General features: G+C 52.9%; 13 protein-coding genes. 11 read left to right on the forward strand and 2 right to left on the reverse strand.

Annotation, left to right across the window (positions count from 1 at the left end; all coding sequences use genetic code 11):
* Nucleotides 1-124: 124 nt before the first annotated feature.
* From F3I44_RS11440 to F3I44_RS11485, 10 genes are all read left to right on the forward strand, one after another.
* Nucleotides 125-3,643 carry a glycosyltransferase gene (locus F3I44_RS11440; protein ID WP_150014884.1) on the forward strand — a complete coding sequence of 1,173 codons (3,519 nt, stop codon included), beginning with the start codon at nucleotides 125-127 and terminating at the stop codon, nucleotides 3,641-3,643.
* A 116-nt stretch (nucleotides 3,644-3,759) separates the two neighbouring features.
* The gene (locus F3I44_RS11445) at nucleotides 3,760-7,167 is read left to right on the forward strand and encodes a glycosyltransferase (protein ID WP_150014886.1); all 3,408 of its coding nucleotides are present in this window, start codon (nucleotides 3,760-3,762) and stop codon (nucleotides 7,165-7,167) included.
* Between the two features lie 169 nt (nucleotides 7,168-7,336).
* Nucleotides 7,337-8,305: an HNH endonuclease signature motif containing protein gene (locus F3I44_RS11450; protein WP_150014888.1), complete on the forward strand. Its 969-nt coding sequence runs from the start codon at nucleotides 7,337-7,339 to the stop codon at nucleotides 8,303-8,305.
* A 142-nt stretch (nucleotides 8,306-8,447) separates the two neighbouring features.
* Nucleotides 8,448-9,170 (forward strand): RNA polymerase sigma factor FliA, encoded by a 723-nt coding sequence (locus tag F3I44_RS11455; RefSeq protein WP_003854529.1) that lies wholly within the window; start codon nucleotides 8,448-8,450, stop codon nucleotides 9,168-9,170.
* Nucleotides 9,171-9,220: 50 nt separating this feature from the next.
* Entirely contained in the window at nucleotides 9,221-9,724 is a 504-nt protein-coding gene (fliZ, locus tag F3I44_RS11460) for a flagella biosynthesis regulatory protein FliZ (protein ID WP_008926851.1), read from the forward strand.
* Nucleotides 9,725-9,928: 204 nt separating this feature from the next.
* A complete protein-coding gene (locus F3I44_RS11465; RefSeq protein ID WP_150014890.1) occupies nucleotides 9,929-10,915 on the forward strand; it encodes a D-cysteine desulfhydrase in 987 nt (328 codons plus the stop codon).
* Nucleotides 10,916-11,028: 113 nt separating this feature from the next.
* A complete protein-coding gene (tcyJ, locus tag F3I44_RS11470) occupies nucleotides 11,029-11,829 on the forward strand; it encodes a cystine ABC transporter substrate-binding protein (RefSeq protein ID WP_150014892.1) in 801 nt (266 codons plus the stop codon).
* A complete protein-coding gene (tcyL, locus tag F3I44_RS11475) occupies nucleotides 11,829-12,497 on the forward strand; it encodes a cystine ABC transporter permease (RefSeq protein ID WP_013358251.1) in 669 nt (222 codons plus the stop codon). The genes tcyJ and tcyL overlap by 1 nt, the downstream gene beginning before the upstream one ends.
* Entirely contained in the window at nucleotides 12,494-13,246 is a 753-nt protein-coding gene (tcyN, locus tag F3I44_RS11480) for an L-cystine ABC transporter ATP-binding protein TcyN (protein WP_150014894.1), read from the forward strand. The genes tcyL and tcyN overlap by 4 nt, the downstream gene beginning before the upstream one ends.
* 456 nt (nucleotides 13,247-13,702) lie before the next feature.
* Nucleotides 13,703-14,770 (forward strand): acyltransferase family protein, encoded by a 1,068-nt coding sequence (locus tag F3I44_RS11485; RefSeq protein ID WP_150014896.1) that lies wholly within the window; start codon nucleotides 13,703-13,705, stop codon nucleotides 14,768-14,770.
* A 456-nt stretch (nucleotides 14,771-15,226) separates the two neighbouring features.
* Here the strand turns inward: F3I44_RS11485 and F3I44_RS11490 are convergent, their stop codons facing one another.
* Entirely contained in the window at nucleotides 15,227-15,526 is a 300-nt protein-coding gene (locus F3I44_RS11490) for a hypothetical protein (protein WP_150019422.1), read from the reverse strand.
* A gap of 63 nt (nucleotides 15,527-15,589) precedes the next feature.
* Here F3I44_RS11490 and F3I44_RS11495 point away from each other — a divergent pair, with 63 nt between their 5' ends.
* Nucleotides 15,590-16,252, forward strand: coding sequence for a Fe2+-dependent dioxygenase (locus F3I44_RS11495; protein ID WP_150014900.1), 663 nt, complete (start codon nucleotides 15,590-15,592; stop codon nucleotides 16,250-16,252).
* A gap of 189 nt (nucleotides 16,253-16,441) precedes the next feature.
* On the opposite strand, the gene putA is transcribed toward F3I44_RS11495, so the two are convergent.
* Nucleotides 16,442-20,389, reverse strand: coding sequence for a trifunctional transcriptional regulator/proline dehydrogenase/L-glutamate gamma-semialdehyde dehydrogenase (gene putA / locus F3I44_RS11500; RefSeq protein WP_150014902.1), 3,948 nt, complete (start codon nucleotides 20,387-20,389; stop codon nucleotides 16,442-16,444).
* Nucleotides 20,390-20,741 lie beyond the last annotated feature (352 nt).

The raw sequence follows: 20,741 nt of genomic DNA on the forward strand, positions 1-20,741 counted from the left end.
CAGATTAGGCCCTCTTTGCTGTTTTACTTCTCCGATTGAACCCAGGCACAAAGATTATGCTAAAGCAAAATGTGCGCTGCTCTCAGTCGGTCATGACTCAGAGGAATCAGTGAGAGAGAGTAAAATGCATCAACATGATCTTGTCAGCATCATCATTACCTCAGGCGCTTCAGCCTGGTTTACAAACGCACTCGACAGTGTGCTCAGCCAGGATTACCCGCATACTGAAATCATTGTGGCTGATTACAGTGACGCGCCTTTTATTCATAAGAAGCTACAGGGTTATCTTGTCCGATACGGCCATCTTCTTCGCTATTTAAAAATAGATGATGGGACACCGGTTTATCAGGCTGCCGTCAGCGCAGCGCGCGGAAAATATATTAAATTCCTGTCAGATGCCGATCTCCTGAAACCTGCCTGCGTCTCCACACTAGTCTCAGGCCTGATGGCACAGCCTGCGTGCCGTGTGGCTGCCTCCCCTCGGGAACGGGTAGGTCCACAGGGTGAAGTGCTGCCCGAGCTTATCTCAACATCGGCTTTGTACAGTGAAAACAGCATTATCAACGGCCAGGATTTGCTGCGTAATCAGACACTGAAAGCGTACAGTCTGCCGGGAGAAATGACCGCCGCCCTGTTTTACCGCGAAGATCTCACCAGCAGCCTTATCGATCATTCACTGCTCACCTCCGGCGATCCGGCATTGCAGGCGGTTCCGGCACTGGTTATTTTTCACCATTTATTAAGGCACAGCCACCTTCTCTGGTTTGCTACGCCGTTGTGTAGCATTCGTGCTTCAGATGTGGAATTTCAGCCTCATCAGCGTGAAAGTAACGATATTTTCAGAGACGGGCGAGAGGCGTTATATGAAAAGATCCGTAACGAAAGCTGGTTTAATGATGTCGACCATGAGCCACATCTCACGCGCGTTGCTTCCACGGATCGACCTGATCTGTTTGGCCTCAAAAATCTTTCTGAAGAGCAGCAGAAGAACTTTACCTTAGACACGCTTGCGACGTGGAGAGCTTCACGCACCCTGAATCCATTGCAGCATAATATGTTGGTGGATCTTGCCGCGACGCACACGCATCCCGTCAGCGTGCTGGTCGTGATTACGGTTACAGAAGAGACCGTCACCGGTCTGGATACACTTTTAAAATCGATCGGCCAGACAGCGACAGTGGGCATCCGGTTTGAACCGGTTATCGTTGCCATCGACGTAACGCCTGACACGGACGCTGAATGCTATGCCGCAACAGAGCAGAGCCGAATCAGTGTCATCAATCAAATCATCCATGAACGTGAAGACCATTGGGTCATGTTTCTTGAGGCGACCACGATTCTGCACGCATCCGGTATGATCGCATTGAGCAAAATGCTCCTCGTTCAAAACCATTATTTAGCACTCTATGCGGATGAATTTTTTTATATCGATAATGCACCACTTGGTGCCGCTTTCAGGCCCGATTTTAATCTTGACTTACTGCTCAGTTCGCCCAAAACGATGGCGCAACACTGGTTATTCCGGCGAGAGCTGCTGTTAGCGGCGGAAGGACTGGATGCCGATTATCCCGCTTCAGCAGAGTTTGATCTCATTGTTAAGCTGATTGAATCTCAGGGGTTTGAGGGTATCGGTCACCTCGCTGAGCCGTTGTTAACAGGTCATCTGAAAAGCAGAGATATCCTTGAAGATGTGGCGATCATTGAGCGGCATTTGCATAATCGCGGCTACCCCGATGGACGAGCGGCATTAGATAAATTCTTCAATTACCGTTTACGATACAACCATCCCGATAAGCCGGTTGTCTCAATCATCATTCTGGCTAACTGGGATCTCGCTTCGCTGATTAGTTGCGTCACGACCGTGCTGGAAAAAACCACCTGGCACCACTACGAGATGATCATCATCTCTGATAACCAGGGTACGACTGAGCGGGATAAATGGTTGTCAGATATTGCAAAAGTTGATCCTGTCCGCATAAAAACGGCAAGCTTTAACGGCGCATTCAGCCACAGTGCGATGGCTAATCTCGCCGCTGAACAGGCCACAGGAGACTATCTGCTGTTCATGCATTGTGAAATGGCGGTCACGGACGGTGAATGGCTCGATAATCTCCTGAATCATGGACTACGACCCGAAGTCTTTGCTGTGGGTGGAAAGCATCTCTCATCTGACAATAAGATCAGGCATGCAGGTTACGTCCTGGGGGTAAACGGTGCAGTGGGTGAAGTCTTCAGAGGGAATGACGACAAAGACGCCAACTATCTGGGACGCATGAATGTCGATCAGAACTACAGTGCCGTTTCGGGTGATCTGATGCTGATGCGCAAATCGGTATTCGACGAGCTGGGAGGATTTGATCAGGATAAGCGCTTATATGCTGACGTTGATCTGTGCCTGAAGGCACGGGAGCAGGGCTATCTGACGGTCTGGACACCTTATGCCCGTCTGCATCGTCCCGCAGCACGCACCAGCCCGTTCCCGGATGAAAGCGTGCAGGCGTCCAGTAAATTAAAACAGCTGGAAGAAGACAAAATTTATGCTGAATGGATGCCGGTTGTGGCCAGTGACCCTGCGTATAACCCAAACCTTTCAATGCGAAGTCGTCACTTCGAATTACGAAATGACGATGTTAACTGGCTGCCGGTCAGAGCAGAAAATCTGCCCACCTTCCTTGCGCATAATGCCGATATTTACGGTTGCGGACATTACCGTATCACTCAACCGCTTGAGGCGATGATAGCGGAAGGCGTTGCTCAGGGGAAAAGCGGTATGACACTGCTGACTTTGAGTGAAATGGGGCAGTTCAGCCCCGATAGTCTGATTATCCAGCGCCGGTATGCACCAGCATTTCATAACTGGATGGAGCGAGTCAGTAAACTTCACAACGTATTTAAGGTGTTTGAACTGGACGATTACATCATTAATCTGCCCATGAAACATCATGGCCGTCACGCTTATAAGCAGGAGACGACAAAATTAATACGTAAAAGCCTGAGCTTTTTTGACCGCTTTGTGGTCTCTACCGCACCACTGGCCGACGCGATGCGTGATATGCACCCGGACATCGTTGTGATGAAAAATCGCCTTCCTTCAGAGGCCTGGGGCAGCCTTCGTTCACTGCGTCAGCAGGGTAAGAAACCCCGTGTGGGCTGGGCCGGCGGTGTCAGCCATCGGGGCGATCTTGAAATGATTTTCGACATTGTCCGGGAATTTTCGAAAGACGTTGAATGGATCTTTATGGGTATGTGTCCGGATAAACTCCGTCCCTACGTGCATGAAATACACAATGGCGTTGATCTCACACTTTATCCTGCAGCGCTCGCGTCGCTCAATCTCGATCTGGCGCTGGCACCGGTTGAAGACAATATCTTTAACGCCTGTAAAAGTAACCTGAGGTTACTGGAGTACGGTGCCTGCGGGGTGCCCGTTATTTGCAGTAACGTTGCCTGTTATCGGGACGATAATCTGCCGGTTACCCGTGTTAATAACCGTTTCATTGACTGGCGCGAGGCTATCCGGATGCATCTGGCTGACCCGGATGCCAGCGCAAAAATGGGGATGGAATTGCAGGCTGAGATTCGACGTAACTGGATGCTGACCGGTGAGACCCTGCGCCTGTGGGCAAAAGCCTGGCAGCCCTGATTTCTTTCGGCAGCTGTTAACCTTTCAGGCTATCTGATCAAAATTTCAGATGGCCTGAAACAGCGCAGCGCACAGAACGGTTAAGTGATTTCATCAACCTGGCGGGCGGAGTTGCAATGTCTGAATTCAAACATCCTTATTATATATTTTCACCTGATTATCGGGAGTCATCCGGCGGTATTCAGGCTTTGCACAAACTCTGTCATCAAATCAATCTGCATGGCGGCAATGCATGGATGGTAAATAGCGATGTCACCAATCCTGCCTGGACTACGCCTAAGCTGGATGTTGAAATTTATGATCAGCATAAAAAATTGGCGCTGATCCCCATCGCTGTTTATCCTGAAATTTATTCTGGTAATCCAATTAAAGCTGACGTCTGCGTGCGCTACATGTTAAATCATGAAGCGCTGCTCAATGGTAATCGTCTTAATGAAACAGAAGAGGATCTCTTTTTCTGGTATAGCTCACAGCTGATTGTGAAAGAACCTGACGTTGATTTTTTAACGATGGTAGGCCCGGATTTAGAGATGTTCTCGGATGACGGTAGAGTAAAAACGACAAAACTTCTCTATCTGAATCGGGTACCTGAAGAGAAAGTCGATTTTACTGCTTTACCCGACGATATCACGATTATATCGGTTAAAAATCCTCGTCCTCTGGCAGAGCTGGCAGAAATTTTAAAGTCGGCCACGGTGATGTACACCTTTGAATGGTCCGGAACCTGTAACCTGGCTGCGTTGTGTGGGGTGCCGGTGGTTTCTCTGGTCGCCCCGGGTTATGAAAAACTCGCCATCTCCGACGCTTCGATTCGCGATATGGGCGGGGCGGGTGTCTGCTTTAGTGACGATCCCGCGGAACTGGAGAGCACGCGTGCCGGGCTTTTTAACGTTCGCGACCACATGCGAAAATTTGAAGCAAATTTCTCGCAGCAGTTAACGCACTTTTTTAGTAAAACGCAGAAGGCTGCAGAAAAGAAAAGTGAAGAGAGGTTTGTCTCAACGGAAAACTGGCTGGCCCATTATCCCGTGCCTGAAAAATCTCTGGCTGAAGCGAGTGCCGGTCTGTCCCTCAGCGTGGTGGTGCTGGATAACAATCTATCGCAGCAGGCACTCGATATTACACTCACCTCACTTCATACGTTGTGCGTGGATATTAACATCTACGCCACTGTGGAAATGAGTAAAAAGGATCCAAAACCGGATCACTTCAGCCGCTGGTTAAGCCAAATCCTGGCTGAAGACCAGAATGAATGGATACTGTTTCTCCATTCTGGCGACAGAATTTTCCCCAATATATTCAACAGTCTCTCACTTTTCAGCGAAAAAATTACGACATCGCTGGCATTTTATACAGACCGTATCTGGCTGGATCCGGATGGGGAAACTTCGTCACTTTTTCTGCCCGATTTTGATCCTGATTACTTTTTAGCGAAGCCAGAGTGCTTTGCCAGGGGAGCTTTCTTCAGACGTGAATTGTGTATGGAGATAATTAAATCACGTGACATTTCACCCCGGACGGTTGAAATCGATTTTTTATTCCCACTGCTCAATGCGCGAATGATGGCTGATATTCAGCATATCCCGCTGCCTGTGTTAGAGGTGTTATCAGCAGACAATAATAATGACGAGTTAACGCAGGCTTTACTGGCAGAGCACCTGACGCTAAGAGGGTACAGCTATGCTTCAATTGAAAAAAATAAGAACGTGTTTGCTATACATTACAATACGTCAGCAATTAAAAAGCTTACCGTCGTTCTTATCGTAGACAATGAAATTGATCAGGTTAAGCGGACGCTGTCGACGTTTGTCGACACCGTCACTGATACAGACTATGAAATCATTTTTATCGATAATCTGTCAGAAGACGAGAGCGTCAGAGCATGGCTATCTTCACTCTCAGAAATAAATGAAGATATCTTCAGAGTCTATTTCGTTGATGAGAAAATCAGCAGCGTCAGTGCGCTGAATTATGCTCTCTCTGTGGCGCGCGGTGAATTTACACTTTATCTTTCCTGTGGCATTTATTTTAACAATGTAGCGTGGCTTAACGCCTTGTTGAATCATTGCGGGCGTTCTGAACTCCTCGCCTGCGCGCCATTTTTAACAGATAAACGTAACCATCTCTATTCACCTGGCGTGATTGAGGGAGCAGTGCGCTATCACTACGATCCGTCATACACAGGGCATTCATCGAACGGGGTGAACGCCCTGGAACTGATCGTTCCACGACAATATTTACTGCTCAGCAGTGACTGTATCATGCTAAGAACCGTATCCTGCCAGCAGGCGGGGGGCCTGGATGAAGCGTTCCCGACGATAAATGCGGCGATTAGCGACCTGCTGCTAAGGGCTTCTGATCAAGAAACGTTGATGTTAGCCGTGCCTCAGTCACGGGTGTGTTGCGATGACATCCTTTCTGACGCAGAACGCATCCCTGCCACCTCTCTCTTTTATGATAAATGGATTGACCGGTTAGCCCGAGATCCTGCTGTTAATCCTAACCTCTCCTGGAATGGGGAGCATGTAGTCCGCGAGAATAATCGTTCGCTGATAGCCGCACGGCAGGGCTTAAAACCCGATGCGGTATTTTTGTTTAATGCCGAAGACTCTGCGGAAACACAGCGCGCAAAAGAACGCTTCCTGTCAGTTTCACACGCCGGCAATGGCATACATACGTTAATGTCTCAGCGTTTATCTGCTGCTGAACTTTACAGGATAAAGCCGGAGTGTATTGTGCTGAGCGATGTGATGGCTCACAGAAACTTGCTGCTGTTCAAAAAAAGACACCTTTTCCCTGGCACCCGTTTTATTGTTGAGGCGACCAAAGCATCATTCATCATGAACAGTCTTCAGTCTGATCATGATGAGATCCTGCAGAACACCGATCTGCTGGTGGTGAGAAATGACGCTGCCCGGAAACTTTTCAGCCATAAAAACATCGTCCTGCAGGCTGACAAACTCGGCACAGACTGGCAGCAACTTATCCAGCCCCGTCCGTTTCTATCCGTCAATCATGATAAGCCCAGAGTGGGCATCGTGCTGACGGATTTGCACCCGGAAGACTGGCGGCACATTGAGGTGCTTATCAGGGAGATGTGTGAAGATGTCTGCTGGATTATTTACGGAGCCTGTCCTGACGCATGGAAAGCCTTTATCCATGAATATCATCGTAAAGTGCCGCAAAACAGGCTTGCGCAGTTGTTTCAGTCCTTAAATTTAAACCTTGCGCTTGCACCTCTCTCAGATTCGTTACTCAACCAGGCGGAAGGGCATCGTGTTATCGCGCAGTTAGGTGCCTGCGGTTACCCGGTGCTGGCCAGCGATCACGATGCTTATAAAGAGATAATGAGCGTTGAGCGTATTAAAAATAAAACGTCGCAGTGGCGATTTATGATTAACAAAATGATCCGCAATCCGTTTTTAATGCAAAGCCTCGGTGAAAACCTCTATCAGGAAGTTAACAGACGCTGGATTTACCAGCCCGGAGAACTGCCGGTATGGCTTGCCCGTAAAGATCGCTGATACCGGGAAGATGGGTACGTATACGTACCCATTCTGTGCATGGATTTCCACAGCCTGGCACAGTCAGCCAGATAATGACGATCATCCCGTCCGTTACAGTTCCCCTCCAGCCTGCCGATAACTCTCCACAGAACAACATCATTTTTGATTTTAACTTTGTGGAGTGTCTATGCGCTTCAATTATGACCTTTTACCGGGCGAGCGGCTGACCTTCGACGAGATCGCCCGGCGTTATGCGCTGCAATATCCTGATGATAAAGAGCTGACGGCGCGTGCCTTGCTGAGCCCGTCTACCGGCCTGCGCACGCTGAAAATCCGTGCGGTGTTCGCAAGTGAAGAGAGCAACAGTCCGCTGGAAGATTTGCTGTTCATCTCCCATGACAATGAGCGTAAAAATTATCTGCGCCGTTTTGAGCACTACCTTAAGCAGAATCTCTCTTTCCTCTATTTTCGTCGCAGCGACAACGATAAGCGCGACAACCTGTGGAAAGTGATGGGCAGCAGTCAGGTCTTCGCAATGATTGATCCACAATCGGCCACGGCACAGAATCTGTTAAACAGTCGCGGCTACAAACTGGTGCTGATGCATCAGGATGATGAAGACATCTATTGGCAACTCTTTAATCCGCAGGCGGACCCCTGTTTTCCCCAATCGCAGCGTATTCAGTTCATCGTGGTGCTCAGTACGCCGCAGCACAAAGTCCCTGCGGCGGTAATGCCTGGAACTGAAGTCGGACGTCGCGTTAAAGCACGGGTGCTGCAGCGTGCCAGCCAGGCGGAATTCAGCGCAGGTGTCAAAGCGCGCTATGGTGCCTGCGTGATGACCGGCACCGAGCTTACTGAACGGCACAACTGGCCGTGGGTGGAAGCCTGTCATATCGACACGCAGGTGGGCGATGACGGCGTTCTGGCAGACAACAGTATTGATAACGGCCTGTTTTTACGCAGCGATCTGCAGCGGCTATTTATTAACCGACTGATTAGCATTGATGCTGAATCAGGCGCGATCCAGGTGCATCCCGGCGAGGAGGCGCGGCAGCACATTGCGCCCTGGTATCAGGAGCTGGAAGGGCGTATCTGCAGTTTGTGGGCCGAGGTGCCGCCCGCCACGCGGCAACGGCTGCGCGCCCGTCGTTAATTTCAGGAGGCGTGCAGAAATAACTGCACGCTGACTTAACAAAAATCAAATAGCCTCGTTTTACCCCGCCTATTCAGCCAATCAAAAACGCTACAGAATTGGATAATCATGCCGATAACTTCATTAACGCAGGGTAGTCAACGTGAACGATTTCTATACCGCCGAAGGCGTGATGGACAAGCATTCGCTCTGGCAGCGCTACGTGCCGCTGGTGCGCCATGAAGCGTTGCGTCTGCAGGTTCGCCTGCCAGCCAGCGTTGAGCTTGACGACTTGCTGCAGGCAGGTGGGATAGGGCTGTTAAATGCCGTAGAGCGTTATGACGCGCTCCAGGGCACAGCTTTTACCACCTACGCCGTGCAGCGTATTCGTGGCGCAATGCTCGACGAGCTTCGCAGTCGGGACTGGGCACCACGCAGCGTGCGTCGTAACGCACGTGAAGTGGCGGGCGCAATGCACAGAGTGGAACAGTCGCTGGGGCGATCTGCTTCCGAGCAGGAAGTGGCGCAGCAGCTGAATGTTTCCATGGAGGAGTACCGGCAGATCCTGCTGGACACCAACAATAGTCAACTTTTCTCCTACGACGAGTATCGGGAAGAGCACGGCGACAGCGCGGAGCTGGTGACGGAAGGCCATGAAGAGGCTAATCCGCTTCACCAGTTGCTGGAAGGGAGTCTGCGTGAGCGCGTCATTGAAGCGATCGAAGCGTTACCCGATCGTGAAAAGATGGTGCTGACACTGTACTACCAGGAAGAACTGAACCTGAAAGAGATTGGCGCGGTACTTGATGTGGGTGAATCCCGTGTCAGCCAGCTGCACAGTCAGGCGATTAAACGCCTGCGGGCCCGACTTGCGGGAGCGCGCTAGCAGTATCAGTTCCTGGCGATTCAAAATTATAAGAAACCGGGGACTCAGTAATGGGAGCCAAGACCAAGGCCAGACCGTTAAGTCGTTATCTTAAAGACTATAAACACAGCCAGAGCAACTGTTCACACTGTGGCAAGGTATTAGATCGAATGGCGCTCGTTTTTCGTGGCCAGATCATCAATAAAGAGGCCATCGCACGGATGGACCAGATGATTGATGAACAGCTGTGGCTGAAACTTCAGCCCGAACTGACCGCGCTTTGTCGTTTTTGTAGTGATATTTTTTGTAATACCCATCCTAATTACTTCGACATTATGGCGTTTAAACAATATTTGTTTGAACAGACAGAGATGAGCCCAAGCACGATTCGTGAATATGTGGTGCGTCTGCGTCGACTGGATGAGATGCTGAAAGCCAAAAATTTCCCGGCTGAAAAGCTTAAAGGAAATAGCTGGCATCAGTGCCTGGAAAGCGATCTGCCCGATGCCGGTAATAACAATTACCGTATCGCGCTGCGCAAGTACGATCAGTTTTTAGGCTGGCAGCAGGCGTAAGCCTGTTCTGCACCGATTGCTCCCCCGCGTGCCTGCGGCACGTTCTCCCTTACCTGCCAGCCAGGTAAAAGGGAAGGGGGAGCACGGCGCTTCTTTCTTCTCGCCTCTTTATTACCGCATCTGCGGACACCTGAATCAGGGTGATCCTTTGCGCATCTTCTGCAACACTGTAAGGATAATTTTCATGCCCGACCGGAGGCAGTCTTGTCTTTACATCTGTTACATCAATTCCCGCGTCTTGAACTGCTTGGCGCACCGACGCCGTTAGAACATCTGCCACGGCTTTCCGACTATCTGGGTCGCGATATTTTCATCAAACGTGATGACTTCACACCGGTGGCGATGGGCGGCAACAAGCTGCGCAAACTCGAATTCCTGGCAGCCGATGCGCTGCGCGAAGGCGCAGACGTGCTGCTGACAGCGGGCGCGATCCAGTCTAACCATGTGCGACAGACGGCGGCCGTCGCGGCCCGGCTTGGCCTGAAGTGTGTGGCGCTGCTGGAAAACCCGATTGGCACCCACGCTGAAAACTACCTGAGCAACGGCAATCGTCTGTTACTGGACCTGATGGACGCGGAAGTGATAAGGGTCGATGCACTGCACAATCCCGCAGAGCAGCTGGCTGAAGAGGCTACGCGTCTGGAAGCTCAGGGCTTCCGTCCTTACATCGTGCCGGTAGGCGGCTCAAATGCGCTGGGTGCACTAGGCTATGTAGAGTGCGCGCAGGAGATCGCCCATCAGAGCGAAGGCGTGGTCGATTTCGCCGCCGTGGTTGTCGCTTCGGGCAGTGCTGGCACGCATGCCGGACTGGCGGTAGGCCTGGAACATCTGCTGCCGGAAACTGAGCTGGTCGGCGTCACCGTTTCACGCCAGGTCGATGCGCAGTTGCCGCTGGTAGAGCGTTTGCGTCAGTCGCTGGCGGAGACGCTGGAAGTGCAGGCCACGGCACCGATTACCTTGTGGGATGACTATTTTGCGCCACGCTACGGTGAACCCAATGATGAAGGCATGGCGGCGGTGAAACTGCTGGCGCAACTGGAAGGCATCCTGCTTGACCCGGTGTATACCGGCAAGGCAATGGCTGGATTGCTGGATGGCATCAGTCAGAATCGCTTCCGTCGTGAAGGTCCGCTGCTGTTTATTCATACGGGCGGCGCACCGGCGTTATTTGCTTATCATCCTTCGGTCTGAGACAAGCGAATAAAACAGTTTATACTCCGTGCGTTATCATTCTGGACTGGCAGCAACTCGCGGTGCTGCCCTTATAAAAACACACACACAATACTGTCAATAATGGGGTGAATATGTCCTTTTCTCGTGCAGGTCGTCAGATGGTGATGGGCGTCATGGCGGTGGCGCTGATCGCAGGCGTTAACGTTAAAACATTTGCAGCCGAAAACCTGCTGAACAAAATTAAAGAGCGTGGCACGCTGCTGGTGGGGCTGGAAGGCACCTATCCGCCATTCAGTTTCCAGGATGAAAAGGGCAAGCTGACCGGCTTTGAAGTGGAGTTCGCGGAACAGCTGGCGCAGCACATGGGCGTTAAAGCGAGCCTGAAACCGACCAAATGGGACGGCATGCTGGCCTCACTCGACGCGAAGCGTATCGATGTCGTCATCAACCAGGTCACCATCTCTGATGAGCGTAAGAAGAAGTATGACTTCTCCACGCCATACACGGTCTCTGGCATTCAGGCGCTGACGATGAAAGCCAACGCGAATACCATCACTAAACCGGCCGATCTGGCGGGCAAGAAAGTGGGCGTGGGGCTGGGCACCAACTACGAGCAGTGGCTGCGTGAGAACGTGAAGGACGTGGACATCCGGACCTATGATGATGACCCGACAAAATATCAGGATCTGCGCTCTGGTCGTCTGAATGCCATTCTGGTTGACCGTCTGGCCGCGCTGGATCTGGTCAAGAAAACCGGGGATACCATGGCGGTTGCGGGTGGTGCCTTCTCCCGTCAGGAGTCGGGCGTTGCAGTGCGTAAAGGCAACGACGATCTGCTGAAAGCGATCGACCAGGCCATTGCTGATATGCAGAAAGATGGCTCGCTGAGCAAGCTGTCTCAGAAATGGTTTGGCGCGGACGTGACGAAATAATGCAGGAAAGTCTTCAACTGGTGCTGGATTCAGCACCTTTTTTATTAAAAGGCGCGCTGTTTACGCTACAGCTCAGCATCGGCGGCATGTTCTTCGGCCTGCTGCTGGGCTTTATTCTGGCACTGATGCGTCTGTCGCGCTTCTGGCCGGTTCGCTGGCTGGCGCGGATCTATGTCTCGATTTTCCGTGGGACCCCGTTGATCGCCCAGCTGTTTATGATCTACTACGGCCTGCCGCAGTTTGGCATTGAGCTGGATCCGATCCCCTCCGCGATGATTGGTCTTTCCCTGAATACCGCCGCGTATGCTTCAGAGTCACTGCGCGGCGCGATTGCATCGATTGAGCGCGGACAGTGGGAAGCGGCAGCGAGTATCGGCATGACCCGCTGGCAGACCCTGCGCCGGGTGATCCTGCCGCAGGCGGCCCGCACCGCGTTGCCTCCGCTGGGCAACAGCTTTATCAGCCTGGTGAAGGATACCTCGCTGGCGGCGACCATTCAGGTGCCGGAACTGTTCCGTCAGGCGCAGTTGATCACCTCGCGCACGCTGGAAGTCTTTACTATGTATCTGGCGGCCTCGCTGATTTACTGGGTAATGGCAACGGTGTTGTCTGCGTTGCAGAACCGGCTGGAACAGCATGTTAATCGTCAGGATTCGGAGTCGAAATGAGCGCCATCGAAGTCAGAAAGCTGGTGAAATCTTTTAACGGCCAGAGGGTGCTGCACGACATCGACCTTGATGTGGCTGCCGGTGAAGTGGTGGCGATTATCGGCCCCAGCGGCTCGGGTAAAACCACGCTGCTGCGCAGTATCAACCTGCTGGAAGTACCGGACAGCGGCACTATCCGCGTCGGAGAGATTACCGTGGATGCGGCGCTGGCCCAGAGTAAGCAGAAAGAGCAGGTGCGTCGTCTGCGTCAGCAGGTCGGGTTTGTCTTCCAGAACTTCAATCTGTTTCCGCACCGTTCGGTGATGGAGAACATCATTGAAGGGCCGGTTATCGTCAAAGGTGAAGCGAAAGCGGATGCGATAGCCCGCGCCCGCACGCTGCTGGAGAAGGTCGGGCTGCACGGCAAAGAGGAGAGCTATCCGCGTCGTCTGTCGGGTGGACAGCAGCAGCGCGTGGCGATTGCGCGTGCACTGGCAATGCGACCTGAAGTGATCCTGTTTGATGAACCAACCTCGGCGCTGGATCCGGAGCTGGTGGGTGAGGTGCTCAGCACTATTCGCGCGCTGGCCGAAGAGAAACGCACCATGGTTATCGTGACGCATGAGATGAGCTTTGCCCGCGACGTCGCTGACCGCGCTATTTTTATGGATCAGGGGCGCATTGTGGAGCAGGGCGAGGCGAAAGCGTTATTCAGTAATCCTCAGCAGCCGCGTACCCGTCAGTTCCTCGATAAGTTCCTCAGTCAGTAACCTCACTGCCTTCCCGGGGAAGGCAGTTTTAATCGCCCCACTGTTTAAACGATAACGGACGGCTGTCAGCATAATGCGTGCCGTGATATCACAACCCATTATTCAGCCGTTAAACCTTTTGCTGCATCTGACAAATCTTTTCCTTTCATCGGTTATTTAATGGTTTTTCCCGGTGCCGCTTTCTCTTATTTATATTTCCTGCACTATGAAAAATTCTTTCTCATTATTCCGGCTGTAACGCTGATAATTAGCCTGTTTTCATGATGATTAATAAGTGTAAGGAAACGTTCTGCTGAGTAAATAACTGTGGCATCAGGTCCACCCCGCGGCTTTTAAGAGTTTCGCTACATTCATCATCGGTTCAATGGCGAATAATCGCTGGATAATCATAAAAGCAATACTGATTTCCTCGCTTTTACTTTCCAGCATTCTGACCTACATAGCAGGAGTCATTGAATGAGCCAGACTAAGTCAGACCAGATATTGTGGGTAGATACCCTGAAGGGTGCCTGCATATTACTGGTGGTCCTGTACCACACGGTATTACCGGGTTTTGAAGGGACGATGAAATACCTCACTGCCGGGTGGATCCCCGCCGAAATATGGATACAGTTTAATACGGTCCTGTCGCCGCTGCGTATGCCCGCCTTTTTCTTTGTGTCGGGACTGCTGGCGACCAATGGTATTATTAACCGGCCCTGGAAACAGGTGTTTACCAGCCGCATCACCAATCTTTTTTATCTCTATATTTTGTGGGGGTTTATTCAGTGGTGGTCCATCACTGGCATCTCCACAGAAATTACCGGCCAGCGGATTTCGCAGAATCTGAATGCCGCCTATGCCGGTTCGCTGTTTGAATTTCTCAAGCTGACCTTTATGGCCATGAGTACCTCGTGGTATCTCTATGGGCTGGGACTCTATTTCCTCTGCGCCAAAGTTTTTCGCCAATATAAGCTGGCCCTGGTAGCGGTGGCGATTCTGCTGAATTATCTGGCTGTCGAAAAAGTAATCCCGTTCTGGGGGCCGCAGAGTCTGGCGCAATATTTCCTGTTCTTCCTGCTAGGGACGTTCTGGAGCCAGACCATGCTGCGCCTGAGTGAATGGCGGCGAGAGAATCTGATGCCCTGGGCGCTGCTTGCTGCGGTCGCCGGTATTCATGTGATATTCGGTCTGGATAAGAGTCTGTTCCTGTGTGTGCTGGCGGTGTTGTTCAGTATTGCTGCATGCCGCTGGCTGAATCAGCATTTCAGCATGCGCTATCTCAACTGGGTGGGCCGCAATACGCTGCAGATTTACGTCATTCACCGTATATTCATCGAGTTCTTTGGGATGTCCGCGATTCTGTTCGCGCAGCGGCATCATCTGTTCGAGCAGGCATGGTTTTCGTTCCTGTGGGCCTGTTTCTATCCGGTGGCCATCGTGGGCCTTTGTTCGCTCTGTTCAGTGGCAATATGGTCGCTGACAAACCGTGGCGTCGGACAGTCGCTGTTTGTCTTTCCAACCTTAATGAAGCGGGTTGGATAGTGGCTCACCGGGTTACGCGTGGCAGCCAATGAATGCGCGCATCAGGCAGCCGGGGGAAGTCGGACTGACGCAGGGTGAAACGGTGCGGGCGGCGGGAAATAGTGTTCCCCCGTCACGTTCTGCCTGACGTACTCCTGACCCGCAACGCTGGATGCAACGTCGTTGTTTTGCCGGCCAGGGTAACCGGGAATTGACAGAGCTATGGCAAGGGGGGATTTCAGCGTATTCACGCTTTAATTCAGAAGCAGATAATTGCTAACGTATTAGCATGACTTTTTTGTTAATGATTTTTTAACAGTGTTGTCTTATTTGAAGCTATCGTAACGCTTATGTAATGTTTATTCTCAAACTGCCTCGCTTACTTATAAAACCTGTGGCCTTCTCAGCTTACTTTTTTAAAAAATCTGCTCAGGAAGGAGTCTGAAGCCTGAATAAAAGCCCCAGACTCCTTTTTATTTAGCCTTCGTACTCGCCGCCTTCGTACTCGCCGCCTTCGTACTCGCCGCCTTCGTACTCGCCGCCTTCGTGCTCGCCGCCTTCGTGCTCGCCGCCTTCGTACTCGCCACCTTCGTACTCGCCGCCTTCGTGCTCGCCGCCTTCGTACTCGCCGCCTTCGTATTCACCGCCTTCGTGGCCAACACGCAGGTCGCTTATCGGGTGGACGTTCGCGCGGCTATTCTGAACCGCAGCAAGAGCGGACTGTCCCGACTGAGCCATGACAAAGATACCGACGCCAATCCATAATTTTAAACGCATGTTTACTGTTCCTTCAGTGTTAGGATAAACATTCCTAAGGATTAATTGCAGAAGGGATTATACATGTTAGTTGTGATAACCAATTTACTTAATTCAAATGAAGCGGGTTTGCTTTGCGAAAAGATGCGTCATGCCGGTTATGTTGATGGTCGCGTTACTGCTGGACGAGAGGCACGCCCGGTGAAACGGAACCAACAAGTTGCTCGCACTGATCCAGCGTTGGCAGATATGCAGAAACTCGTCACAGATCGCCTGATGAGCAATGATTTGTTCCGTATGGCTGTGAGGCCCAAAATTATCCTTCCCCCGATGTTCAGCCGCTATGAATCGGGCATGGAGTATGGGAATCATGTTGATAACTCAATTATGAGAGGGGTGCGCACTGATGTTTCCGTAACCATTTTCCTTTCGGATCCAGACCAGTATGAAGGCGGTCAGTTGGTCATGGATTCTCCTGGCGGTGAGCGCGAGGTGAAGCTACCGGCCGGTTATGCCGTAACCTATCCCACAACATCCTTGCATCGTGTTGCGCCTGTCGTCTCTGGCGAGCGGTTAGCCGCGGTCACCTGGGTGCGCAGTTTTGTGCGGAATGCCGCTGATCGGGAGACGCTTTTTGATCTGGACACTGCCCGGCATCGACTCTTCGAGTTGTTAGGAAAGACACCAGAAATGGACCTGCTGGCAAAGACGCAGTCAAACCTGCTTCGGCGCTGGGTCGAGGATTAAGGTAAGTTGAAACGCAAACCCCGGCATATCCGTTAAAAGTCATTCTGACGCTAAATATCTCATCAGATTCCGGATGATAAAAACGGGACATGAAAATGTGTAGTGGCAGAGTTAATCTGTCCACTACACATTCATTCATCCGAACTGTTCATGATCGGGATTCAGTGCAAGACTGACAGCCAAAGCCCCTTACCCAATAGTCATCAGACTCGCATTACCGCCTGCCGCCGCGGTATTCACACTCAGCGAACGCTCAATCAGCAGACGCTCAAGCAGCAGATTGGTTTCGCCGCGGGCAAAGCCCTGCACCGAGACAATCGCGCCATCACGCGCTGCGATCTGTTCACACAGGGTACGCAGCTGATCGGCATCACCGTGATAGATCACCGCATCAAACTCTGCCGCTAACGGGTCATGTGCCAGCGTGATGCGCGCTTTCACGGCATCAGGCAGCGAGGCCCGCAGCGCGCGATGCAGCTCATCATCCTGCCACAGCGCTTTACTGCCGACACTGGTCACGGCAGCCAGCTGGATTAACGCATCCTGCTCGTTATCTGCCAGACAAAGCACCAGATCGCGCGGCAGTAGCGAGAAGGTGTTGCGCTCGCCAGTCGGACCAGGCAGCAGACGGACCACGCCTGCCTGCGCCAGCTCGCCATAGTGCTGGCAGAGTTGCGCCAGTTCCGGTTTATCTTTTGCCCAGTTGCTGAGTGCCTGATGCGGTGCCAGCAGTGCCTGACGCAGTGTGCTGTCTGCCGGGCGCTCGGCATCCTGACGATCAAAGGTCAGACGCAGCGCGCCATCCGGACGACTGGCTAGCAGGCGGTAGAGATAGAGCGGACCGCCGGCTTTCGGACCGGTTCCGGATAAGCCTTCGCCGCCAAACGGCTGGACGCCGACTACCGCGCCCACCATGTTGCGGTTAACGTAGAGGTTACCGACACGGGCATTGGCCGTAACCTGTGCGATGGTCTCGTCGATGCGGGTATGCACACCCAACGTCAGGCCATAGCCGGAGGCGTTGATCTGCTCTACCAGCTTCGGCAGGTTGTTGCGGGTGAAACGCACCACGTGCAGCACCGGTCCAAAAATCTCTTTATCCAGATCGCTGACCTGATTCAGCTCAATCAGCGTCGGTTTGACAAAGGTGCCGCTGGTCCACTCTTTGCTGTCCTGCGGATTATCCTGTACTGCCTGATAAACGGTGAAGCCCTTGTTGCGCATCGCCTGAATATGGCGATCGATATTGGCTTTTGCCTCGGCATCAATCACCGGGCCGATATCCGTTGAGAAGCGCTCCGGATTGCCCATGCGGCACTCCGCCATCGCGCCGCGCAACATCTTCAGCGTATGGTCGGCGACATCTTCCTGAATGCAGAGCAGACGCAGGGCAGAACAGCGCTGTCCTGCACTGTCGAAGGCGGATGCGACGATATCGATCACTACCTGCTCAGTCAGCGCGGAAGAGTCAACGATCATCGCATTCATCCCGCCAGTCTCCGCAATCAGCGGTACAGGACGACCGTTTTGATCAAGACGACCGGCCAGATTCCGCTGCAGCAGGCTCGCGACAGCGGTTGAACCGGTAAACATCACGCCACGGACCCGATTGTCGCCGGTCAGCTGTGCGCCCACGGTTTCACCCTGACCCGGCAGCAGTTGCAGTACGCCTGGTGGCACACCCGCATCCAGCAGAATCTGAACCGCCTGCGCGGCAATCAGCGGAGTCTGCTCAGCCGGTTTAGCCAGCACGCTGTTGCCAGCGGCCAGTGCAGCCGCAATCTGACCGGTGAAGATCGCCAGCGGGAAGTTCCATGGGCTGATGCAGACCACCGGACCCAACGGACGATGGGTTTCATTGTCGAAATCGTCGCGCACCATACCGGCGTAGTAATAGAGGAAATCCACCGCTTCGCGCACTTCCGCGATGGCGTTGTTATAGGTCTTGCCTGCTTCACGTACCAGGATGCCAAGCAGCTGCTGCATCTGGCCTTCCATAATCTGTGCGGCGCGTTCCAGAATCGCCGCACGTTCCTGCGGCGGGGTAGCAAACCAGATCGGTCCGCTGTTCACGGCGGCATCCAGCGCCACAGAGACGTCCTGCTCAGTGGCTTCACGCACCTGACCTACCCGATCGATTGGTGTAGCCGGGTTCAGAATGTCACGCAACTCACCCGCACCCGCTTCACCGTCGACCATCGGCTCGGCCAGGCAGGGCTGTGCGGCGCTGCTCAGCAGGGCGCTGGAGAGTGAGGCGAGACGGTGTTCGTTAGCCATGTCCAGACCCGCTGAGTTCACGCGGGTCTCGCCATACAGCTCGCGCGGCAGCGGGATTTTTGGATGCGGCAGACCAATAGCGCCTTCGCTGACACCCAGTTTCTCTACAGCAGTCACCGGATCGGCTACCAGCTCATCAATCGGCAGCGAGGTATCGGCAATGCGGTTAACAAAGGAGGTGTTGGCTCCGTTTTCCAGCAGTCGACGCACCAGATAGGCCAGCAGGGTTTCATGGGTGCCGACCGGCGCATAGATACGGCAGGGGCGATTCAGCTTACCGTCAGCGACTTTGCCAACCACCTGCTCATACAGCGGTTCACCCATGCCATGCAGACACTGAAACTCATACTGACCCGGATAGTAGTTATTTCCTGCCAGCTGATAAATCGCGGCCAGCGTGTGGGCGTTGTGGGTGGCAAACTGCGGATAGATCAGGCTGGGAACAGAGAGCAGTTTGCGAGCGCAGGCCAGGTAAGAGATATCGGTGTAAACCTTACGGGTGTAAACCGGGTAGCCTTCCAGGCCTTCCATCTGGGCGCGCTTAATTTCGCTGTCCCAGTATGCGCCTTTCACCAGACGTATCATCAGGCGACGGCGGCTGCGTTGCGCCAGATCGATCAGCTCATCGATCACAAACGGACAGCGTTTCATGTAAGCCTGAATCACGAAGCCGATGCCGTTCCAGCCTTCCAGCTCTGGCTCGAAACAGAGTTTTTCCAGTAAATCCAGCGACAGCTCCAGCCGGTCGGCTTCTTCTGCATCGATGTTGATGCCGATGTCATAAGAGCGGGCCAGCAGCGTCAGCGATTTCAAAATAGGGTAGAGCTCATCCATCACCCGCTCATACTGCGCGCGGCTATAGCGGGGATGCAGGGCTGAGAGCTTGATGGAGATGCCCGGACCTTCATAGATGCCACGACCATTTGATGCTTTACCAATGGCGTGAATCGCCTGCTGATAAGAGAGCAGATAGGCTTTGGCATCGCCTGCGGTCAGGGCCGCTTCACCCAGCATATCGTAAGAGTAACGGAAACCTTTCTCTTCCAGCTTGCGGGCGTTCGCCAGTGCTTCAGCAATGGTTTCACCGGTGACGAACTGCTCACCCATCAGACGCATCGCCATATCTACGCCTTTGCGGATCAGGGGCTCGCCGCCTTTACCGATAATGCGGTTGAGCGAGCTGGAAAGATTCGCCTCATTGTGGGTCGAGACCAGCCGGCCGGTAAACAACAGGCCCCAGGTCGCCGCATTGACAAACAGCGACGGACTGCGTCCCAGGTGAGACTGCCAGTTACCGTTGCTGATCTTGTCGCGGATTAACGCATCGCGTGTCGGCTTGTCAGGAATACGCAACAGCGCTTCCGCCAGACACATTAACGCCACACCTTCATGTGAAGAAAGAGAGAACTCCTGCAGCAGGCTTTGCACCATGCCAGCGCGTCCGGTTGCACCTTTCTGGTGCCGCAGCCTGTCGGCGAGCTGATAAGCCAGCTGATGCGTTTTCTCTGCCAGCGCCGCGGGTAACCGTGCCTGCTCCAGCATCATCGGGACCGCATCGGTCTCCGGGCGACGCCAGGCGGCAGTCACCGCTGAACGCGTCACGGACTGAGGTAAAATCTGCTCTGCGAAGTCAAGGAACGGCTGGTGCGTCTCCTCTGACTGGATGTCGTCCGATTCCGCGGCGGCCTGGGCAGAAAGCGGGATCTCCGGCACGGCGTCGCCGCTCTCCAGCTGGCTGAGATAGTTAAAGACCGCCTGTTTAATCAGCCAGTGTGGCGTGCGATCAATTCGCTGCGCAGCCAGTTTGATGCGCTCGCGTGTCGCGTCATCCAGTTTTACACCCATGGTGGTTGTAGCCATGACTCCAGAGCTCCTTAATAGTGGTTCGGTACGGCGTTGGCTGCACTATCACTTAAGTTGCAACTTTGTGCAACCGTGTTAAATGTGAGCCAGTTAACACCCTTCTGACATCAGCAATTGTTAAATCCCGCAATGCGGCACGGATATTGCTGCAAGATCCTCGCCAGGTCGGCTGGCCTGATAAAAAGCGGGTTTCCGGCCGGTTATACAGAGGTGCAACCAGATAACTGTGAGCGAGTGCAACCTATCAGCACGTTTTCACAAACGGTTAGTGAAATCACTGTAACGCCTGTGTTAAATCCATTGTGCGCGGAACGCCTTTCCGGCAGGATACCGCGCCGCTGGGAAATGA

Source organism: Pantoea sp. F_5, from assembly GCF_008631595.1.
Taxonomy (GTDB): Bacteria; Pseudomonadota; Gammaproteobacteria; order Enterobacterales; family Enterobacteriaceae; genus Pantoea; species Pantoea gossypiicola.

Excerpts from the sequence above, each read along its gene's own strand:
- F3I44_RS11440 (WP_150014884.1), top strand. The coding sequence starts at position 125 with ATGCATCAACATGATCTTGTCAGCATCATCATTACCTCAGGCGCTTCA.
- F3I44_RS11445 (WP_150014886.1), top strand. The coding sequence starts at position 3,760 with ATGTCTGAATTCAAACATCCTTATTATATATTTTCACCTGATTATCGG.
- F3I44_RS11450 (WP_150014888.1), top strand. The coding sequence starts at position 7,337 with ATGCGCTTCAATTATGACCTTTTACCGGGCGAGCGGCTGACCTTCGAC.
- fliZ (WP_008926851.1), top strand. The coding sequence starts at position 9,221 with ATGGGAGCCAAGACCAAGGCCAGACCGTTAAGTCGTTATCTTAAAGAC.
- tcyJ (WP_150014892.1), top strand. The coding sequence starts at position 11,029 with ATGTCCTTTTCTCGTGCAGGTCGTCAGATGGTGATGGGCGTCATGGCG.
- tcyL (WP_013358251.1), top strand. The coding sequence starts at position 11,829 with ATGCAGGAAAGTCTTCAACTGGTGCTGGATTCAGCACCTTTTTTATTA.
- tcyN (WP_150014894.1), top strand. The coding sequence starts at position 12,494 with ATGAGCGCCATCGAAGTCAGAAAGCTGGTGAAATCTTTTAACGGCCAG.
- F3I44_RS11485 (WP_150014896.1), top strand. The coding sequence starts at position 13,703 with ATGAGCCAGACTAAGTCAGACCAGATATTGTGGGTAGATACCCTGAAG.
- F3I44_RS11490 (WP_150019422.1), bottom strand. The coding sequence starts at position 15,526 with ATGCGTTTAAAATTATGGATTGGCGTCGGTATCTTTGTCATGGCTCAG.
- F3I44_RS11495 (WP_150014900.1), top strand. The coding sequence starts at position 15,590 with ATGTTAGTTGTGATAACCAATTTACTTAATTCAAATGAAGCGGGTTTG.
- putA (WP_150014902.1), bottom strand. The coding sequence starts at position 20,389 with ATGGCTACAACCACCATGGGTGTAAAACTGGATGACGCGACACGCGAG.